General features: G+C 35.3%; 16 protein-coding genes. 9 read left to right on the top strand and 7 right to left on the bottom strand.

Features of this window, described 5'->3' with window-relative positions:
• Positions 1-221: 221 nt before the first annotated feature.
• Positions 222-1,259 carry a YeiH family protein gene (locus PY093_RS17610; protein WP_275647122.1) on the top strand — a complete coding sequence of 346 codons (1,038 nt, stop codon included), beginning with the start codon at positions 222-224 and terminating at the stop codon, positions 1,257-1,259.
• A gap of 658 nt (positions 1,260-1,917) precedes the next feature.
• Positions 1,918-5,208, top strand: a complete 3,291-nt coding sequence (locus PY093_RS17605) for an efflux RND transporter permease subunit (RefSeq protein ID WP_275647121.1) — start codon at positions 1,918-1,920, stop codon at positions 5,206-5,208.
• 55 nt (positions 5,209-5,263) lie between these two features.
• Here the strand turns inward: PY093_RS17605 and PY093_RS17600 are convergent, their stop codons facing one another.
• The 4 genes from PY093_RS17600 to ku form a co-directional block, all read right to left on the bottom strand.
• Positions 5,264-5,776, bottom strand: a complete 513-nt coding sequence (locus PY093_RS17600; protein WP_275647120.1) for a MarR family transcriptional regulator — start codon at positions 5,774-5,776, stop codon at positions 5,264-5,266.
• 24 nt (positions 5,777-5,800) lie between these two features.
• A complete protein-coding gene (locus PY093_RS17595) occupies positions 5,801-6,163 on the bottom strand; it encodes a response regulator (protein WP_275647119.1) in 363 nt (120 codons plus the stop codon).
• A gap of 119 nt (positions 6,164-6,282) precedes the next feature.
• Entirely contained in the window at positions 6,283-7,491 is a 1,209-nt protein-coding gene (gene ligD / locus PY093_RS17590; RefSeq protein ID WP_275647118.1) for a DNA ligase D, read from the bottom strand.
• A gap of 157 nt (positions 7,492-7,648) precedes the next feature.
• On the bottom strand, positions 7,649-8,533 hold the full coding sequence (gene ku / locus PY093_RS17585; protein ID WP_275647117.1) for a non-homologous end joining protein Ku: 885 nt from the start codon (positions 8,531-8,533) through the stop codon (positions 7,649-7,651).
• 242 nt (positions 8,534-8,775) lie between these two features.
• Here ku and PY093_RS17580 point away from each other — a divergent pair, with 242 nt between their 5' ends.
• The 6 genes from PY093_RS17580 (at position 8,776) to PY093_RS17555 (ending at position 14,531) form a co-directional block, all read left to right on the top strand.
• Positions 8,776-9,375 carry a DedA family protein gene (locus PY093_RS17580; RefSeq protein WP_275647116.1) on the top strand — a complete coding sequence of 200 codons (600 nt, stop codon included), beginning with the start codon at positions 8,776-8,778 and terminating at the stop codon, positions 9,373-9,375.
• Positions 9,376-9,685: 310 nt separating this feature from the next.
• Complete coding sequence (locus PY093_RS17575; protein WP_275647115.1) at positions 9,686-10,483, top strand: TerC family protein; 798 nt, start codon at positions 9,686-9,688, stop codon at positions 10,481-10,483.
• A gap of 159 nt (positions 10,484-10,642) precedes the next feature.
• Positions 10,643-11,779: a DUF5667 domain-containing protein gene (locus tag PY093_RS17570; protein WP_275647114.1), complete on the top strand. Its 1,137-nt coding sequence runs from the start codon at positions 10,643-10,645 to the stop codon at positions 11,777-11,779.
• 321 nt (positions 11,780-12,100) lie between these two features.
• Positions 12,101-12,844 (top strand): RNA polymerase sigma factor SigI, encoded by a 744-nt coding sequence (sigI, locus tag PY093_RS17565; RefSeq protein WP_481769318.1) that lies wholly within the window; start codon positions 12,101-12,103, stop codon positions 12,842-12,844.
• Complete coding sequence (locus PY093_RS17560; RefSeq protein ID WP_275647112.1) at positions 12,841-13,914, top strand: anti-sigma factor domain-containing protein; 1,074 nt, start codon at positions 12,841-12,843, stop codon at positions 13,912-13,914. The genes sigI and PY093_RS17560 overlap by 4 nt, the downstream gene beginning before the upstream one ends.
• Positions 13,915-14,024: 110 nt before the next feature.
• Positions 14,025-14,531: a ferritin gene (locus tag PY093_RS17555; protein ID WP_275647111.1), complete on the top strand. Its 507-nt coding sequence runs from the start codon at positions 14,025-14,027 to the stop codon at positions 14,529-14,531.
• Between the two features lie 63 nt (positions 14,532-14,594).
• On the opposite strand, the gene PY093_RS17550 is transcribed toward PY093_RS17555, so the two are convergent.
• Together PY093_RS17550 and PY093_RS17545 are read right to left on the bottom strand one after the other, a co-directional pair.
• Complete coding sequence (locus tag PY093_RS17550; protein WP_275647110.1) at positions 14,595-14,783, bottom strand: alpha/beta-type small acid-soluble spore protein; 189 nt, start codon at positions 14,781-14,783, stop codon at positions 14,595-14,597.
• 162 nt (positions 14,784-14,945) lie between these two features.
• Complete coding sequence (locus PY093_RS17545) at positions 14,946-15,647, bottom strand: DUF1836 domain-containing protein (RefSeq protein WP_275647109.1); 702 nt, start codon at positions 15,645-15,647, stop codon at positions 14,946-14,948.
• A gap of 308 nt (positions 15,648-15,955) precedes the next feature.
• On the opposite strand from PY093_RS17545, the gene htpX reads away from it, so the two are divergent.
• Entirely contained in the window at positions 15,956-16,834 is an 879-nt protein-coding gene (gene htpX / locus PY093_RS17540; protein ID WP_275647108.1) for a protease HtpX, read from the top strand.
• Positions 16,835-17,631: 797 nt separating this feature from the next.
• On the opposite strand, the gene PY093_RS17535 is transcribed toward htpX, so the two are convergent.
• Positions 17,632-18,915: an IS110 family RNA-guided transposase gene (locus PY093_RS17535; RefSeq protein ID WP_275645258.1), complete on the bottom strand. Its 1,284-nt coding sequence runs from the start codon at positions 18,913-18,915 to the stop codon at positions 17,632-17,634.
• Positions 18,916-19,042: the final 127 nt, after the last annotated feature.

The raw sequence follows: 19,042 nt of genomic DNA, 5'->3' as shown, positions 1-19,042 counted from the left end.
GCGCCTTGCGCTTTTATTTAAGAAAGTTACTTCCATTCCATTAAGAGAGTAGGTAAAATAAGGATAAGACATAAGTATTCATAGCTTGTGAAGCAATGCAAAATGAAATTGGTAGTATTATTCTAGTGTATACAAGTTGAAATTATAGTATACTATCATATTGTGAGTTACAGTTAAGCTACTGCTTTAATTTTGATAAGCGGCGGTAAGGGGAAATTACAATGAGTGAAAACATTATTGGGAAACAACAGCTGTTAACTATATTTAGAAAACGTCCGCTGCCTCTACCTAGTTGGAGTTCTGGGATTATTTTACTTTTATTAATTGCAACTGTTTCGCATTTTTTCGGGAAATTGTATCCGTTATTTGGCGGAGTTATCTTTGCTCTTGTTATCGGCATAATTATACGTAACACGTTTGGATTACACATTATTTTTGAAGATGGTATATCATTCACCGTGCAACGAATGTTAAAAGTTGCAATCATTTTGCTAGGTGCTACACTAAGCTTTGGTCAAATTCTTCAAATCGGTGGACAGTCTTTTCTTACTATACTTGCTGTTGTTTTTGGTGGTATATTCTTTACTATTTTAATAGGAAAACTATTAAAAGTTGATCAGCTCTTATCTATTTTAATTGGTGTGGGTACAAGTATTTGCGGAGCAACTGCAATTACAGCTTTAAAAGGTACAATTAATGCTCGTGAAGCACAAACCGCATATGCTATTTCAACGATATTTTTATTTAACTTAATCGCTACCTTTTTATATCCTGTTATTGGTCACTTCCTTAATTTAAATCCATTACAGTTTGGGATCTGGGCTGGTACAGCAATTCATGACACATCGTCTGTTGTAGCGGTAGGTTATTTATATGGTAATGAAGCGGGAGATATAGCGACAACGGTTAAACTAGTGCGAACACTCTTTTTATTACCGATTATCATTCTAGTTCCATTATTACTAGTAAAAAATGATAATCAAGCTGGTAAAGTATCTTTTAAAAAAGTGTTTCCTTGGTTTATTGTAGGATTTATCCTTATGAGTCTTTTCAACTCGGTGGGATTTATTTCAGAGGATGTACAATCATCATTGGTTAGCATTGCAAAGTATATCATTCTCATGGTAATGGCTGGTGTAGGATTACAAGTGAATCTGAAGAAGATGATGAATATAGGCATCAAGCCATTTGCGATTGGTTTATTTGCATCAGTTCTTGTTTCAATAATTAGTCTTTCTCTAATATTTCTATTGGTGTAAAAATAAAAAAACAGAGTGTTGGGCACTTCCCGATACTCTGTTTTTTGTTGTTTAGGAAATTATAAAATTGTAAGGTTGTGTATAACTTCGTGTCTTTGTCTATCTACGTCCAGCTCCAGCGCCCAACGACTAGTGGACTTCCCTCACCTCCTTACGATAAGTCAACATCGAATCGCTATCGCTCTTTCGTGTTTCCTTTATCTCATGCGGCTCAGTCCAGTCCATACGTCGCTAAACGGGGCGCTTGTGCTTTTCTTAAAAGATAAGAAAGTATAAAAATTTGTACCAAGTTTTAGTGTCTAGCTCCGGGCGCCATCGACTCGAGGTCATAAGCCAATCCGTCCGGAAGGTAAAGAACAACCTTCCAGCAGGCTTGTCTTATGCTTGTCGCCGATAGGTGGGCGCCCTGCGCTTTTCTTATGTAAAAAAATAAGATACTTCGGCAATCCTTATGTTATTTTTCAGTATAACGTCAATACTAAAATGATTACCGATTTTTAGTTTGATATATGAACATTCAATGACAATTTGCCAGTGACTAGTGGGTCAATCAGAGTGATATGAGTTTACAAATGATAGTAATGATTATAAGATAAAAGAGTTGACTGTGTAGTCATAGCACTTATATATGCATATAAAATAGGAGAGGAGACGAGTCATGAAAATAAGTAATTTTTCGATACGACGCCCAGTCTTTACATTGGTAACAATGTTCCTGGTGATTATACTGGGGCTAGTGTCATTAATGAATATACCTTTAAAATTAATACCAGACATTAATCCACCAATTGGTGTAGTAGTTGTGAATTACCCAGGAGCTAGTCCTACAGAGGTAGTAGAAAAGGTGACCAAACCTCTAGAGGCAAGCTTATCTACATTGCCAGGTTTAAAGACAATGACCTCAACCTCGCAGGAAGGTGCCAATTTAACATTACTACAATTTTCGTGGACTACGTCGATTGAGGATGTAGAATCAGAAATTCAAAACAGAATTAATCAAACAATGCTTACAGATGATGCAGAAAAACCTCGCTTTTTAAAGTTTGATCCATCACAATTTCCAATCATCCAGTTATCATTAAGCACAAGTGATGATCTAAAAACATTACAATCGTTAGCAGAAAATTTAACGCAGGAATTGAGCAAGGTTGAAGGTGTTGCAAGTGTAACCCTATCTGGAACAATGATTGATGAAATCAAGATTGAATTAGATCAAACTAAATTACAGCAATATTTAATTAGTCAAAGTGATGTGGTCGATGCAATAAGAGCAAACTCCATCTCGTTACCGGGAGATACAATTGAAACAGATGGGAAACAGCTAACAACTCGTGTCATTAGTACAGTCGATTCTTTAGATGCTTTGAAAAGTCTAATCGTAACCGTTGACCAAACAAACGGTGAAAAAGTTACTGTTGCTGATGTTAGTGAAGTGAAAATTGCACCTCAAAATCAGGATTCGATTACAAGGGCAAACCAAGAACCCTCGGTATTACTGAGCGTGTTGCAGGAATCTGAAGCTAATACCGCACAAGTTTCAACAGCATTCCAAACTGAACTAAGTGATCTCTTAGACGAAGATAAATATCAAGACATACAATCAGATATTTTATTTGACCAAGGTGAATATATACAATTAGCAATTGGCAATATGTCTAACACCCTCATTTTTGGTGGTATTCTTGCCATGGTTGTCTTGTTCGCTTTTCTTAGAAGCTTAAAAAGTCCATTAATTATTGGAATAGCAATTCCCTATTCGGTAATTGTAACGTTTGTTTTAATGTATTTTTCAGGATTCACCTTAAATATTATGACACTAGGTGGTTTAGCCCTTGGAATAGGGATGCTTGTAGATAACGCCATTGTTGTTATAGAAAATATTTACCGTCATCTTTCAATGGGGAAAGATCCAAAGGAAGCTGCCGCTGATGGTACAAAAGAGGTTGGAAGTGCTATTATTGCCTCAACCCTAACAACAGTTGCCGTTTTCTTACCCGTTATTTTTATCACGGGTATTATTGGTCAGTTATTTACAGAGTTCGCACTTACGATTGCATTTAGTTTATTTGCATCGCTAATTGTTGCTTTAACTGTTGTTCCTATGTTAGCAAGTAGATTTCTTACCACTCCTAAAGGAAATGTCGAGAAGCTTCGTAGAGAATCAGGCTTTTTACGCACTATGGAAGGTGCAACAAAGTGGTCGTTACGTAATCGTGCTGCTGTATTAGTAACAACTCTGATTATTTTAGCGGCAAGTCTATATGGGCTAACAACAGTTGGTCAAGAGTTCATACCAAGCAGTGATGAAGGTTTTTTCACAATTTCAGTTGAATTAGAAAATGGCTCTACTCTTTCTGAAACACAGAAGGCTGTTACCGAAATAGAGAACGTATTAGAAAATAAAGAAGATGTTGCTGTTTATGTTAGTCTAATCGGTTCCACCCAAGAGGATTCATTTAGAGGAACTGGACAAACAAATATAGCAGAAATATATGTGAAAATGGTTGATTTAGATAAGCGTGGTAATTCAACTTTCCAATTTGTTGATGATACAAAACGTGAGGTTGAAAAGGCAGCTCAAAAAGGGAATAATACTGCCGAAATCTCGTTTAGCCTACAGTCTTCGGCTGGATCCTCGCCAAATACGCTTTCGTTTAGCGTCAAAGATTCAAATAAACAGCGCTTGGATGAAACTGTAAACAAAATAGAAAAGGCTTTAGGGGAAATAGATGATGTAACTGAAGTAACAACAGACCTAACCGAAACGATAGAAGAAGTTCAAATTACAATTGATCGCGCGGCAACATTTGATGAAGGGCTTGTTCCAATTCAAATTGCGAATACCGTCAATGATGTTACAAGAGGGACAAATGCGATTCAGTTAACTGATAAAGATAACAATATTTATACAGTAAACGTAAGCTATGACCGTGATGTGACAAATAACCTTGATCAGTTAAAAGGCTTACTGCTTAAAAAACCAGATAATACGTATGTTCAACTTGATGAAGTGGCAGATATTACAATCGGAGAAGGACCAATGTCTATTCAACGAATCGATCAATTAAATGCGGTCCAATTTACGGTTAAGTATGCTTCTTCAACTAATTTAGGGGATATTTCTACTGAGGTTGATAAAGAAATCGCTGATTTAGAGCTTCCAGAGGAAACCGAAGTTACATTTGGCGGTGATCGTGAGCTCTTAGAATCTTCACTTGATCAAATGATTCTAGCGTTTGCTTTAGCAATTGTATTTATCTATATTGTTATGGCTGCTCAATTTGAATCCTTTAAATACCCATTTGTTATCATGTTTACAGTACCACTTATGGTAATAGGTGTTGCGATTGCATTAGTTGCAACGCGTACGCCGATCGGATTAACTGCAATAATAGGAATTATAGTCTTAGCCGGTATTGTGGTTAATAATGCAATCGTCATTGTCGATTATATTAATCAAAAGAAAGCAGACGGAGTAAAAACATATGATGCAATTGTCGAATCCGTCAAAGATAGAACAAGACCAATATTAATGACAGCGACTACGACTATTCTCGGTCTATTGCCTCTAGCATTCGGTATTGGAGAAGGATCTGAGATGAACCAACCGATGGGGATTGCTGTAATTGGGGGATTAATTAGTAGTACATTTTTAACATTATTTATCATCCCAATTGTCTACAGTCTATTTGATAAAGACACAAGACGATTAAATAAAACATATGTTACACCAGATGGTCAATTGATTCCGGCCTACCTTTTAGAGGACCGCTACATTGCACCAGAGAACAGACAGGACCAAGATGACGATAATGAAGAGCAATTACCTGCAACACAGCAGAAGCAGAAGCAGTACGAAAAAGAGGATATGGTATTCATGCTTGAACAGCTTTTAAATATCGTAAAGGATGACAAAGAGACAAAGGGCAAAGACGAGGAAAACTCTTAATAAATGAAGATAGCGACCTTAATGTTTTAAGGTCGCTATCTTCATTTCCAGTTCTCTAGCGGGTAGTACTAGTTTTTTTATCGTGGTCCTCTGGTCCTTGTATCTTAGAAGTTCTTTCAATCCATTCAACAAAATCCCTACCGTGAAAATGTTCATTGAACTTTTTCTGGAACGATGAAAGTGTCTCAATGAAATTTGAATCCTCGTTTAAAGTACTTAAATAATCAAGGGTTTTATAATGATATTTTGCTGATTCAGCTCGTATAGCGTCACCTTCATTTGTTAAAATGCAGTATGAAATACGACGGTCATTATCATGTTTTAGTGTTTGGATGTATCCTTTTTTCTTAAGGCGGTTGGCGACTTGTACGACAGTAGAGATATCCCAAAGCCCAACTTCGGCAATTCTTGTCATAGTTACTTCTTTTTCAAAATGAATAATCCACAACATATGTTGCTCTGCAGTAGTCAAACCTAAATCCTTTGCAGACGTTTGCCAGTCATGTTCTAACGCTTTATACATTCCTCGCCAGTGGTTTATTAGAGCGTGCAAAGATACATCATTCATAAAAAATATCACGATCCTTTAGTCCTAGGGTCCTAAGGCCTTTCTTAATACCAAAATGAGATTATCAAAAAAGGGCTTTACTATAAAATCACTAGCGCCTGCACTTAGTGCTTCAATTATAAGCGATTGTTGGCCAAGTGCGGAACACATAATGATAATACTATTAGGGTATTGTTGTTTTATTGTTTTTAGAGCAGTCAGACCATTTATCTTTGGCATTGTAATATCTAAGATGACAAGATCTGGTTGATAGATGTTATATTGCAAGATGGCTTCTTCACCGTTACTTGCTTCAGCAATAACTTCGAAATCATTTGTAGTAATTATGTTTTTTAGCAATGAACGCATGAACTTTGAGTCATCTACTAACAAAACAGTCTTTTTCACTATTTCACCTTCTTTACTTTATATGTAGGTGGTATATTTGTCTAGTATAAAAGTAATACAAAGATGATGTTTTTAGTTCTCGCTTCTATAGTTTAAAGTTTTAGTATAAAACTAGAATATCAATTAAATTGCTTTAAAAAATGTAATACAGGCTCAAACTTTTGTTTTTCTTTTGCTTCAAAGTAAGTTTGAAACGGGCATCCTTTTTCTTTTAATCGTTGTATGGTTTTGTCTAAAGGAAAAGCTTCAATTGAAAGGTTGTCCGCTAATTCGTCCCAATAAAGAGGGGTTGCTGTAAATGCACCATCATTTCCTCTAACCGAATAAGGAGCAACAATGGTTTTGCCTTTTGCATGCTGCAAATAATCGACATACAATTTATTATGGCGATTCTTTTTTAATCGTTCAGTTGTAAAATAGGTAGGTTCTTTTGTTACCAAATAATCGGCAATAAACTCAGTGAATTGCCTTGTTTGGTCATAGCTAAACTGATTTTCAGGTAAAGGGATATAAATTTGTAAGCCTTTATTTCCAGAGGTTTTTATAAATGTGATCAGCTTTAATCCTTCAAATACCTCTTTTAAAATTTTTGCTGCTTTTATAGCAAGATGAAAATGATCCCTTGATGGCGGATCGAGATCCAAGACAATCTCAGAGGGACCATTTGAATGGATTGTTTGAAACGGAATATGAAACTCAAAAGCAAGCTGATTGCCAAGCCAGTAGAGTGTTTCAATGTTGTTACAGACGATATAGTTAATTCCTTCATGCATCTTGGTATCTATAAACTCTGGAGCATATTCGGGACAGTTTTTTTGGTAAAAAGAATCACCATATGTACCATGTGGGTAGCGAATCACTGTTAATAATCGCTCCTTTAAAAATGGTAACATATAGGGTGAAACATCTTGTAAATAGTTTAGATAATCCTTTTTAGTTATGGTCTTATCCTTAAAGAGTGGCTTATCAGGATGACTAATTTTTATGTTTTTTATTAGTGGAGTACTATCCGTCAGTTTTTCTAACGTGCATGAGGTCCACTCAATATCAAATAAAAAATTCATAAAAAAAGGGCTTTTAAGGTGCCCGTTTTCCAAGGAAGTATAGCTAAGTTCAACACATATACCAGGCTTAACATTTACAAATGTTGTAGTTTCAGTTAACGAGTTATTCAAAATGACTTGTAAAAGAACAGCATGTTCTTCCTTTGATAGCCCTTTAGAAAAAGCACCTACTTTTTTTATTTCATTATTGTGTAAAACAGCAACATCAAAAAATTGAGTTAGTTTATTATAGCCGACTATGAAAAAACGACCTAATTTTTCCAATTGAAAATCAATCCTTTTCATTTCATTCAGGTAGGGAATATGTCTTGTATCAAAAAATTCCAACTGGTTTTGGAGAACAAAAAATTGTAACAAAGACAGACTAGATTAATAAGTACGTTCCAAAGGGGGATATAGGGGCTATGTTAGCCCCGACTATTCAAGATCCAAGTTTTTTACGTGTAGTGCGTGTTTTCGTTTTTCCATCGGTAGCAACTGTAGCTTCAGCTTTGGTTCCTGAACGTGCAGAAGGAACTACACCAGGTTTTTCCTTTGGTTTTGTTTTTTCGATACTAGCTTGTAATGCGCTCATGAGATCAACTACATTTGTGCGTGGTGCTTCTTTTGATGTCGTACCTTCATTATTTTCAATTTTAGATTGAATTAACTCCATTAAGGCAGTCCGATAATCATCTTTATATTTCTCAGGATCAAATTCTGTTGTCAACTGATCTATTAGCATGATCGCTGTATCAAGTTCTTTTTCATGAATTTCAATGTTTTCTGGTACCCCAGGAACTTCACCAACATTTCTAACCTCATCTGGGTAATGAATGGTTTCCATAACTAAACTATTTTTATATACTCGCACAATTGCCATATGTTGTTTAGAACGAATTGACATCTCAGCTATCCCGATTTTACCTGATTTTTGTAGAGCTTCCCGTAATAAAGCATACGCTTTACTACCGTTCTCACCAGGCCCCATGAAGTAAGAACGATTGAAATAAATGGGATCAATATCCTTTAGATCAACAAAATCAATGATTTCTACACTTTTGTCTTCATGTTCTTCTTTAAGTTCTTGTAATTCTTCGTCACTTAAAATAACAAATTTCCCTTTGACATATTCATATCCCTTAACAATATCGTCATTTGAAACTTCTTTTTCACAATTAGAACATGTCTTTTCATATTGAATCGGTGCATGACATTCTTTGTGTAAATTCCGTAATTTTATATCTTTATCCTCGGTTGCAGAGTACAACTTAATTGGTATATTAACAAGACCAAAACTAATCGAACCTTTCCACATCGTGTGCATCTCGATGTCCACTCTCCTTTGCAAGGTGTCAGATAGGTAGACACCAACATTTTTTTAGGATTATTCTTACCCATTTATTTGATAACATGCCCTAATTAGAGGACGATTAGTAGTATTCTTCATAAACCAAATAAAATTGGTAGTGAAAAATGTTGTTGATTTCCTAACAAAATTCAAGTAGATTTTAACAGGGTAGAAAAAATGTTGTAAAATGGGTGGGGACAGGTGGTGATTTTATAAATATGGAAGATCTTATTATTGAATTTATTGAGTTTTTAAAAGGCTTATCTTATTTTGGTGTTTTGATTGCTTTAACATTTGAGTTTGTTCCAGCAGAACTTGTCCTTCCATTAGCAGGATACTGGGTTTATCAGGGTGATATGAATTTATGGTTAGTCGTTCTTGCCGGTACAATTGGTGGTACTTTTGGCCCTTTAACATTGTACACACTTGGTCGCTATGGGGGTCGTCCCTTCCTATTAAAATACGGAAAATATTTTTTTATCAAAGAAAAACAGCTGAATAAGGCTGATGAATTTTTTGAAAAACATGGGGGGAAGGTAGCATTTACTGCAAGATTCCTTCCAGGAGTCAGAACATTAATATCTATTCCATGTGGAATGGCTAAGATGAATGTATGGGTTTTTAGCATTTATACGTTTATAGCAATGCTTCCGATTACATTTCTTTACGTCTATTTAGGATTTAAACTTGGGCCCCAATGGAAAGAGGTCGGTGCCTTAGCAAACGGATACTTATTACCAGCTGGAGCGGGTGTCCTGATCATTTTTGTGCTGTATGTAATCATGAAAAAGACAATATTAAAAAAGCATACTGTGTAAAAGTATATAAAATTAGTCATTGACATGATTTCTATTTAATATTATAGTTAATATAAATTAATAAGTGTTTTCTTCCGACAAAGGGGAGTAGCGTTCAGGGAAACCTGAAAACAAAAGTCGTCATTACATGGAACATTGCTTCCATCGGCTTTGTTGACACATGATCGTGTTTAGCAAGACCTTTGCCTATTAAGGCAAAGGTCTTTTTTGCGTTCTTTTTCCGTCCTTTTGCCTAATAGGTGAGAAGTTATTATCAAAAATAGGGTGTTCAATTAATCTTTGAACAAAAACAAATAGGGGGAATAGAAACATGGATTTATCTCTTTTAATGGAGTACGGTTGGGTTTTACTTGTGCTTATTGCGCTTGAAGGTATTTTAGCCGCTGACAATGCACTGGTAATGGCTATTATGGTTAAGCATCTACCAGAGGAAAAACGTAAAAAGGCATTGTTTTATGGGTTAGCGGGAGCATTTTTATTCCGTTTCGGATCATTATTTGCAATTTCATTCTTAGTTAATGTGTGGCAGGTTCAAGCAATTGGTGCTATCTATTTATTATTTATTGCAATAAATCATTTAGTTAAAAAATATGTAAAGAAAAAACAGATAGATCTTAATAGTGAAACGAAAAAAATCGAAAAGAAGTCAGGATTCTGGATGACTGTTTTCAAAGTAGAGTTAGCTGACATTGCTTTTGCAGTCGATTCGATTTTGGCAGCAGTTGCTTTGGCGGTTACACTTCCCGTTACTAATCTACCAAAAATTGGTGGGATTGATGGTGGTCAGTTTGCAGTTATTTTTGCCGGTGGTCTTATCGGATTAGTGATTATGCGATTTGCAGCAACTTACTTTGTTAAGCTTCTTCACCGCAAGCCAGGTCTTGAAACGGCTGCGTTTATGATTGTAGGTTGGGTTGGGGTAAAATTAGCTGTTTATACACTTTCACATCCGGAGTTGGCGATACTTTCTGAGAGCTTCCCTAAATCACCAGCATGGAAGATTACGTTTTGGGTAGTGTTAATCGGAATTGCTGTATCTGGCTGGTTGTTCTCTAAAGATGTTGAAGAAAACAATGAAATAACTTATAAAAAAGCAGGGAATGCTTAATAACAATAGTAAAGGAAGCAGATTTTGTCTGCTTCCTTTTTGTAATGTGTTTATAGTTTTAAAATAAAATAATTAACTTACCCCCTCAAATAATTATTTGATCTCGTAGTCTTTTAATGACTCGAGCGCGCTCAATCAAAAATAGATGAGGTGGAAAAAATGATGAAAAACGTTTTAGCAAAAAGTTCTTTAGCACTTATTTTAGCAGGATCATTAACATTACCTACAGGTGTAGCATTTGCAAGTAATGACGCTGGCACTGCAAACGTAGAGGTAGTTTCAACTAATGACATAACAACTTCTACTGATGATACTAATGCAGTAGTAGTGGATACTGATACATTTGCCGAGGTAGAGAGTGAAACAACAATTCCCACATTACTTCCTGGAGAATTCTTTTATTTTGTAAAACAAGTGATTGAAAAAATTCAACTTGCTTTAACTTTTGATCAAGTAAAAGAAGCAGAGTTACTTTCAAATTTTACTGCAGATCGTCTTGCTGAAGTAGAGGCTTTATTTGCTCAAGGTGAAGAAGATAAAGCTGCACAAACAATAGAAAAGGCTTTAGAATACATGGAATTAGTTGAAACAACTATGGAAAACGTAGTAGATATAGAAAGTGAAACGGATGAAATGTCAACTGAAGAAAATGACAACGTTCAAGCAGAAGAAGACACTAAAGAATCTGACGTAACTACTGAAGATGATACGACTGAAGAAGTAAGTTCTGAGGTAACAACAGAAGGGGAAGCAGAAGTTGTCGTTGAAAAAGACTATGCTAAAATTGAACATTTAGCTACACAAAATATTATTGCGTTAACGGCTGCAATGGAAAAGGTGAAAAATCCAGTTGCAAAAGCGGCATTAGCTAAAAATATTGAAAAAAGCTACAAGAAGTTAGCGTTAAAACTTGCGACTTTTGAAGAACTTTATGCTCAGGAAGAATCTACAGAAGAAGATGTTTCAGAGGCTACATACAAAGATGTAACTGAAGAATTGGCAGTAGATACGGAATTAGAAGCTGAGGTTGACTCTGAAGTAGAAACAAAAGAAGTTGCAGTGGAAAAAGAAGTAGCAGTAGAAGTAGATGCTGAATTAACAACAGTTGTACCAGTTATTAAGAAAGAGCAAGTACAGGCAGTCCAAGGGCTTGTTAAAGAACAACGTAAGGAAGTAAGAGAGGCTGTAAAAGTAATCCGTGAAGAAGCTAGGGTAACACCAAAAGAAAAGCGTGAAGAAACCAAAGGAAACAATAAAGGGAAAACTAACGAAAATGGTAATAAAAACGACAAATAATAGATTATATTCATTGATAAATATAGTCACCTATTGGTGGCTATATTTACTCTTATAAACTTCCCAATTTCCTCTAGTAAGAAGAAACGCAATTTTATCCCGCATTAACGGGCAGTATGACCCCCACTTCAAAGCTTAGAGAATTCGTAGAAGTTTAGGAGGAACTTATTCGTAAAAACGTGTCTTATCAAGGAACTACTTCTTATTTGATCTAATACTCAAGTACTATCTTTTCAAACCCCAAGATTTTCTCATTGTAACACCCTCAAAAATCCGCTACCATAAACGAATACTATAGTGGGGAAAAATGAGGTGATACTTGTGCTTAGTTTACTGTTCAATATCGGTAAGAAGAAAAATACGCTTGAAGACACCGTCCTTCTCATTCAAGAAGGTAATGCCAGATTACAGAATAAACTTATTATGAAATATAAACCGTTTATTGCTAAGACAGTTTCGTCAGTATGTAAACGATATATAGATGAATCAGATGACGAATTTAGTATTGGACTTATTGCTTTTAATGAAGCAATTGAAAAATATTCAGTAGATAAAGGAAGTTCACTATTATCATTTGCTGAACTACTCATTAAACGAAGGGTCATTGATTTTATTCGTAAGGAAGCTCGCGTTAAAACAGTAACTCTTGTTGCAGCAAACGATTATGGTGATGAAAATGCTCAATCAAAAATTGAATCAGATTTGTCGATAGAAGAATTTGAGAAACAGGTAGAACAAGAACATCGGAAAGAGGAAATTACTCATTTTCAGAGAGTATTAACCGAGTTTGGACTTTCTTTTTCGGACCTACTGGAACATTCACCAAAGCATGCAGATGCTAGACAAAATGCCATGATAGTCGCAAATACATTAGTTAAAGAAGATGATTTAAAGCGGATCTTGTTTGAAAAAAAACAATTACCAATTAAACAGTTAGAATCAAAAGTCGAGGTAAGTCGTAAAACGATCGAAAGAAATAGAAAATATATAATAGCAATGGCAATCATTTTGGTTGGAGATTATGTGTATCTAAAGGATTATATAAAGGGGGTGCTCGGGGCATGAAAAAAGGTGTAATAATGGAAGTTAATCATGACTTTCTTATAATGATGACGCCAGAAGGGGAATTTTTGAAGGCGAAAAATCAAAATCATCACTATGAAATTGGAGAAGAACTTGATTTTTTTCCGGTAACAGTGGATAACGTAAGAGAAACACCCAAACAACGTTACTTCCAATTTAGCAAGTTAAAGTTGGCATTTGTAGGTTTTGCTGCAGCACTTTTATTTCTTTTAACATTCATTCCAAATTTAATAGCTACACCGGTATATGCTTATATGTCAATTGATATTAACCCGAGCTTTGAAATAGGAGTTGATGATCGATTACGTGTAATAAGTCTAGAAGCCCTTAACACGGACGGTGACAATATTCTAAAAGACTATACATCCTGGAAAAAACAGGATGTTGAAATGGTTGCTGAGACTATTATCAATAAAAGCCGTGAAGAAGGTTATCTAGCTGAGGGAGAAGAGGTCTTAATTACTACAGTTCTCAATGAAAAAAAGGTTGAGGATGTAAGCATTGCCCTTGCAAAAGAGTTAGAATCAATTTCAACTGTATATGAAAGTGAAAAAATAGCTATTACCGCTGTTGAAAGCGATAAAGAAACGAGAGAAAAGGCACAAAAACAAGGGGTTTCTACAGGAAGATTACTTCAACTAGAAAATAAATTACCAGCTAACAAAGATCAAAACAACGATAAAAAAGATGATGAAAAGGTAAGTAGTGAAAACAAAGATGATGATAGTGATGAACAAAAGGATGATTCTAATAAAGAAATAGATTCAAACGATCAAAAAGGAATAGGGAAAGAGAAAGTAAAGGAAAAAGCGGAAGAAATAATTAAGGAAGCAGATACGAAAAAAGAAAAAATACGTGAAAAAGTAAAAGAGAATATTGACAATTCAAATATGCCAGATCACGTTAAAGAAAAAGTAAAAGACAAATTAAATGATTTAGGGTCGAATGGCAAGAAAAAAGATGATGAAGAAGATGAAGATGATGACAATGATGAAGAAGATGAAGAAGATGAAGATGATAAAGAGGACCGAGGCAAAGGTCGCGAAAAATGATAGAGATAACGATTAAATCCAACGAATTATTTTGTTGGATTTTTTTTTGAATATAAGTAAGATAGGTAAACAGTGATATAATAGTAAAGAAAAAAAAGGAGGCGAACATTTTGTTGAGTGAAAAGTTACATAAGGGTTTAAATGATCAAATGAATTACGAATTCTATTCTGCACATGCCTATATGGCAATAGCAGCATATTGCTCTTCTGAGTCTCTTGATGGCTTTGCTAATTTCTTTTTAGTGCAAGCAGAAGAAGAAAGATTCCATGCTATGAAATTGTATAATTTTATTAATGCAATGGGGGAAAGAGCAATAATTGATGGCTTTGAAGCACCGAATAATGAGTTTTCCTCTGTTCTTGATGGTTTTAAAAAAGCGTTGCTCCAAGAAAAAGAAGTGACAAAACGTATCTACAAACTATCTGATATCGCTTTAGATGAGCGTGAGCATGCAACGATTAATTTCCTTAAATGGTTTATTGATGAACAAGTCGAAGAAGAGGATATGTTTGATTCAATCATTCAAAAGCTGAAGCGAATTGAAAATGATAGTAATGCGTTTTTCATGCTTGATAATGAGTTTGCTAAACGAGCTTTCACACCAGAGGCAGAATAAAAGCCTGTAAAAAACCTAGGAATGAATCCTAGGTTTTTTAGCCATAATATTTAATTGTATAGATTATTTTAAATTTTGTTGCTGTGCCCTAGAAATAAGGCGTTTGGTAATTTCGCCACCTACAGAACCATTTGCACGTGCTGTAGTATCAGAACCAAGCTTTACACCGAATTCTTGCGCAATTTCAAATTTAATTTCATTTAATGCTTGTTGTACTCCAGGAACTAGTAGTTTGTTACTACTTCTAGCCATAGTTCATTTCATCTCCTTACTGACAGTTTGCAACGATAACCGTTGCATTTTTTAGTATGGTAAGAAAATAAACATTCATACTGGTAATGGTTTCATGCTTAGTAAGTCATATTTTTTAGAAAATAGCTTTATAATAGAAATAGTTCCAAAATGAACATATTGTTACAGTCGATTATTATGTTTTTGCAAGGTGGTAAATAGATAGCTCGCCGATTTTACTTTATATAAGGAGGATTGAACTGCAAGAACAGCTAACACTAGTAAATTTTTAACTATTCCTTTTTCGTTAGCATTAAGTACAACGGTAGTATCCAAAAATAGTTCTGCTTCACTTTCAATCCATTGTTCATTCGGCATTTTTTGTAGTTCAGATATAGAGATTAATTTTTCGAATATGCTCGCATAGCCTTTGTAAAATGTTACAGGATCGATAATATCATCCGTTCTGTCTGCTGGGTTGTTGAAAATAAGAGTTAGCATTTTTCTAATTGAATCAAAGTCTAATACCATCTTTAAATCTTCTACTATAAATAAAATAGTAGCCTGATCAATTGAGTATTTTTTACCTTGCGACGGGGAACCGATAAGTTCTTTAATATCTCTTTTAACCCAATTTTGAATGGCGGTAGAGGTGACATTTGCATATTCTATCTGATTCCCAATTGTGGCAATTTCATTAAGAGAAAAACCATTCGTTCCACTTTTTGTTCGTTTCATTTTTTGTAAAATAAAATAGATATCAATCGTGTTATTATCAGTAGTCGTTATTTGTTCAACTGTAGAAATACATTTATCGATTGTTCCCTCTCTGATTAATTGAAGTAGTTCCGCAAGAAAGAGCCTCTTACATCGGTATATCTCCATATGCACACCCCAAATGGAATATTTGTGAAAAAATATTATAATTTTTTAAAAGATAAGAAAGTATAAAAGTTTGTACATAGTTTTAGTGTCTAGCTCCGGGCGCCATCGGCTCTATGGCATAAGCCAATCCGTCCGGAAGGTTAAAGAACAACCTTCCAGCCGGCTTGTCTTATGCTTTTCGCCGAAAGGCGGGCGCCCTGCGCTTTTCTTATTCGTTTAAACACTACTATATAGTAAAAGTAATTGCATTTTATTGAATATAGTTCTATAATAAGTTCATATGAACTTAAAATCAAGGGGTGATTTGTATGGGAAAACGATTGTTTTTACTTATAGCCACAAATATTCTAGTAATGGTAACAATCGGAATTGTATTATCTATTCTTCCAATTGGATCATACATTACAGCTAGTGGGAATATAGATTTCTTATCACTATTAGCATTTAGTGCAGTGATAGGTTTTGTTGGCGCATTTATGTCACTAGCAATGTCTCGTTGGATGGTAAAGATGATGATGGGTGTACGAGTATTAAAAGAAACAGATTCTTTATCACATATGGAAAGAGATTTAGTTGCGAGAGTACACAGATTATCTAGAGCGGCAGGTATTGCTAAAATGCCAGAGGTTGGTATTTATAAATCACGTGAGGTCAATGCGTTTGCTACTGGTCCTTCAAAAAACAGATCACTAGTTGCTGTTTCATCTGGTTTATTACAAGAAATGGACAACGACGCAATTGAGGGTGTACTTGCGCACGAAGTAGCCCATATTGCAAATGGTGATATGGTTACTATGACACTTCTACAAGGTGTTGTTAATACATTTGTCGTATTCCTTGCACGTATTGCTGCATGGGGTGTATCACGTTTCGTAAGAGAAGATATAGCACCAATCGTCCATTTTATTGCAGTTATTGTATTCCAAATCCTATTCTCAATTTTAGGAAGTATCGTTGTACTAGCATACTCAAGATATCGCGAGTTTCATGCTGACAATGGGGGAGCAGATTTAGCAGGCAAAGACAAAATGGTCCATGCACTCCGCTCACTACAACAATACACGAATCGTGTAAATACAGAACAAGCTTCAATTGCTACATTAAAGATAAACGGTAAGGGTAAAAATATGTTATTCTCAAGTCACCCTGATCTTAACGAACGTATCCGTAGATTAGAAGCTAAATAATCATTTTCAAAAAGTGGTATCAGTATTTGTCTGATACCACTTTTTAATTGGGTAATGTGAGTGAGTGATGATGCATCGAAACCGTGAAAAAAAGTGAAAAACGGTTATCAGAATATAAATTCTCATAAGAAAAGCGCAGGGCGCCCGCCTATCGGCGACAAGCATAAGACGAGCCCTGACTGAAGGCGTTTTTTGCCCTCGGGAAGGGATTGGCTTATGACCTCGAGCCGATGGCGCCCGGAGCTAGACACTAAAACTTGGTACAAATTTTTATACTCCCTCATTAAAGTAAGGTTTTTCTCTTGTTTTCTCTGTTTTTCTCAGTATTTCAAATTTCAATAAGACTGCACTTTAATGGACTAACAGAACTTTATTTGTATTTTAGAGGAGGAGGACATAGTTAAATAAACCCTCTTCTTCTATTTTTTTACAAAAAAGGATAATATCTAGAAATATGGTCGCTATTGGATCCCACAATGTTCATGGCGGCACACCCTCCCATTTCTCACGGCGTCATATGAAAAATATGCGCATACATTCCTTCGTTCTGCCTATCCATGAAGTGGGGTCGGCGATGCTTTCTTGCGGGGTCATTGCCCAATAGTATAAATGCTTGCCGACTGCTCCTAGCTTCTGTTGTAAGTCTTCTTCAAATTGAAACAACTTTAAAATACTTCGACTACTAAGTGAATAAAAAATGAGAATTAAATATTGTCATCGATACTACTGTTTATGTTATATAAATCTTCGACTATTTTCTGCACCTAACTTCTTTTTGATCACTTTACCCTATCCTTTTAAGCAGCTTCTTGCATACTAAAATGAGGAATATCTTGTAACATTTTAGCTGGTTCAAACTCAATTTGTTTCTTTCCAATCGTAAATAAAATACGAATTAATTTACAACATATAGCGATGATAGACTGCTTCTTTTTTAATGGATTTTCATTTCGTGTAATAAAGTACTGATGTAGTGCCTTAAATGCAGGATTTTGAGCTACAAGAGGCAACACGACTTTAAACAATAGTGCCCTTAATTTAGGACGCCCTCGTTTAGTAATAATTGTTTGCCCTTTCCACTTTCCTGATGTAGCTAGTTTTAAGTTTAATCCTGCTAACTTAACAATTTGGTCGGGATGTGAGTACTTTTGTAAATCACCGACTTCTGCAAAAAAGGAGGCTACTGTAACTTGTCCAATACCTTTAATATCTCCCATCTCTCTCGCCCCTGGAACATCTTGTATGATGTTCTCTACTTCACTCCAGACGCTCTCTAATTGTTCTGAAAGAAGATCGTATTGGTCTAGTAAGCTTTTTAATTTTAACCTAGCTAGACTTCGCCCCTCTTTAATGCCTACTGAACGAAGGGCAACGTTTTTCAACTGAACAACCTTCTTTATTCCCACACCTTTTTTAACTTCTTTACGAATTTCAGCTAGAATTTCCAAGTCTTCACGCTCTAATAACTCATCAGGAAAAAGTCCCATTCTTAGAACTTGTAGAGAAGCTTTTCCATCCCACTTCCCAAAGACCGTTAAATATTCAGGAAAGAAACGGTCGAGCCATTGGTGAACTATATTTTTCACAGCTGTTAGGTCCTGTACCAATTGGTTATATAGGTTCATACCTTCACGTAAATCCGAGTATATACCTTCCGGTAAATTGGGCTCCGAATATCTTCCGCCCTCAATAAGTCTAGAGATAACTCTAGCATCCTTGAAATCATTCTTAGTAGGAGAATTGTCATCTAACTCCTTTGTTTGCTTAACATGAGCTGGATTAACTACAACCACCTTTTTTCCTTTTTCTTTTAGCCAATAAGCCAACGGAAGCCAATAATGTCCAGTAGGTTCCATCCCAATGATGACATCTTCCTTAGACTGTTTAGCTTTGATTTGATTTAACCAGTTTATGAAACCTTCAAAACCCTCATATGTGTTTAAAAATGTATGAGCTTTTCCAAATTGTATACCTCTATAATCTTGTGCTCTTGCGACATGCTTATGTTTAGCAATGTCAACCCCTATAATTAAGGTTTTTTCTGTAAGTTGCAGAATCTTGTCATTTTGTTTATACTTCATTTTATGTCCTCCTTTGGTTATTAAATGTCCTTTGCGCTGATCAGCTTGGACACTTTGTATCATACCAAGGAGGCTTATTTTATTCAAATCTCATTTTGCTTTAATACAGGAATGCTTTCTTATCTTT

This window comes from Cytobacillus sp. S13-E01, from assembly GCF_029193815.1.
Classification (GTDB): domain Bacteria; phylum Bacillota; class Bacilli; order Bacillales; family Bacillaceae_L; genus Bacillus_BV.
This window is presented reverse-complemented; position numbering and strand designations above follow the sequence as displayed.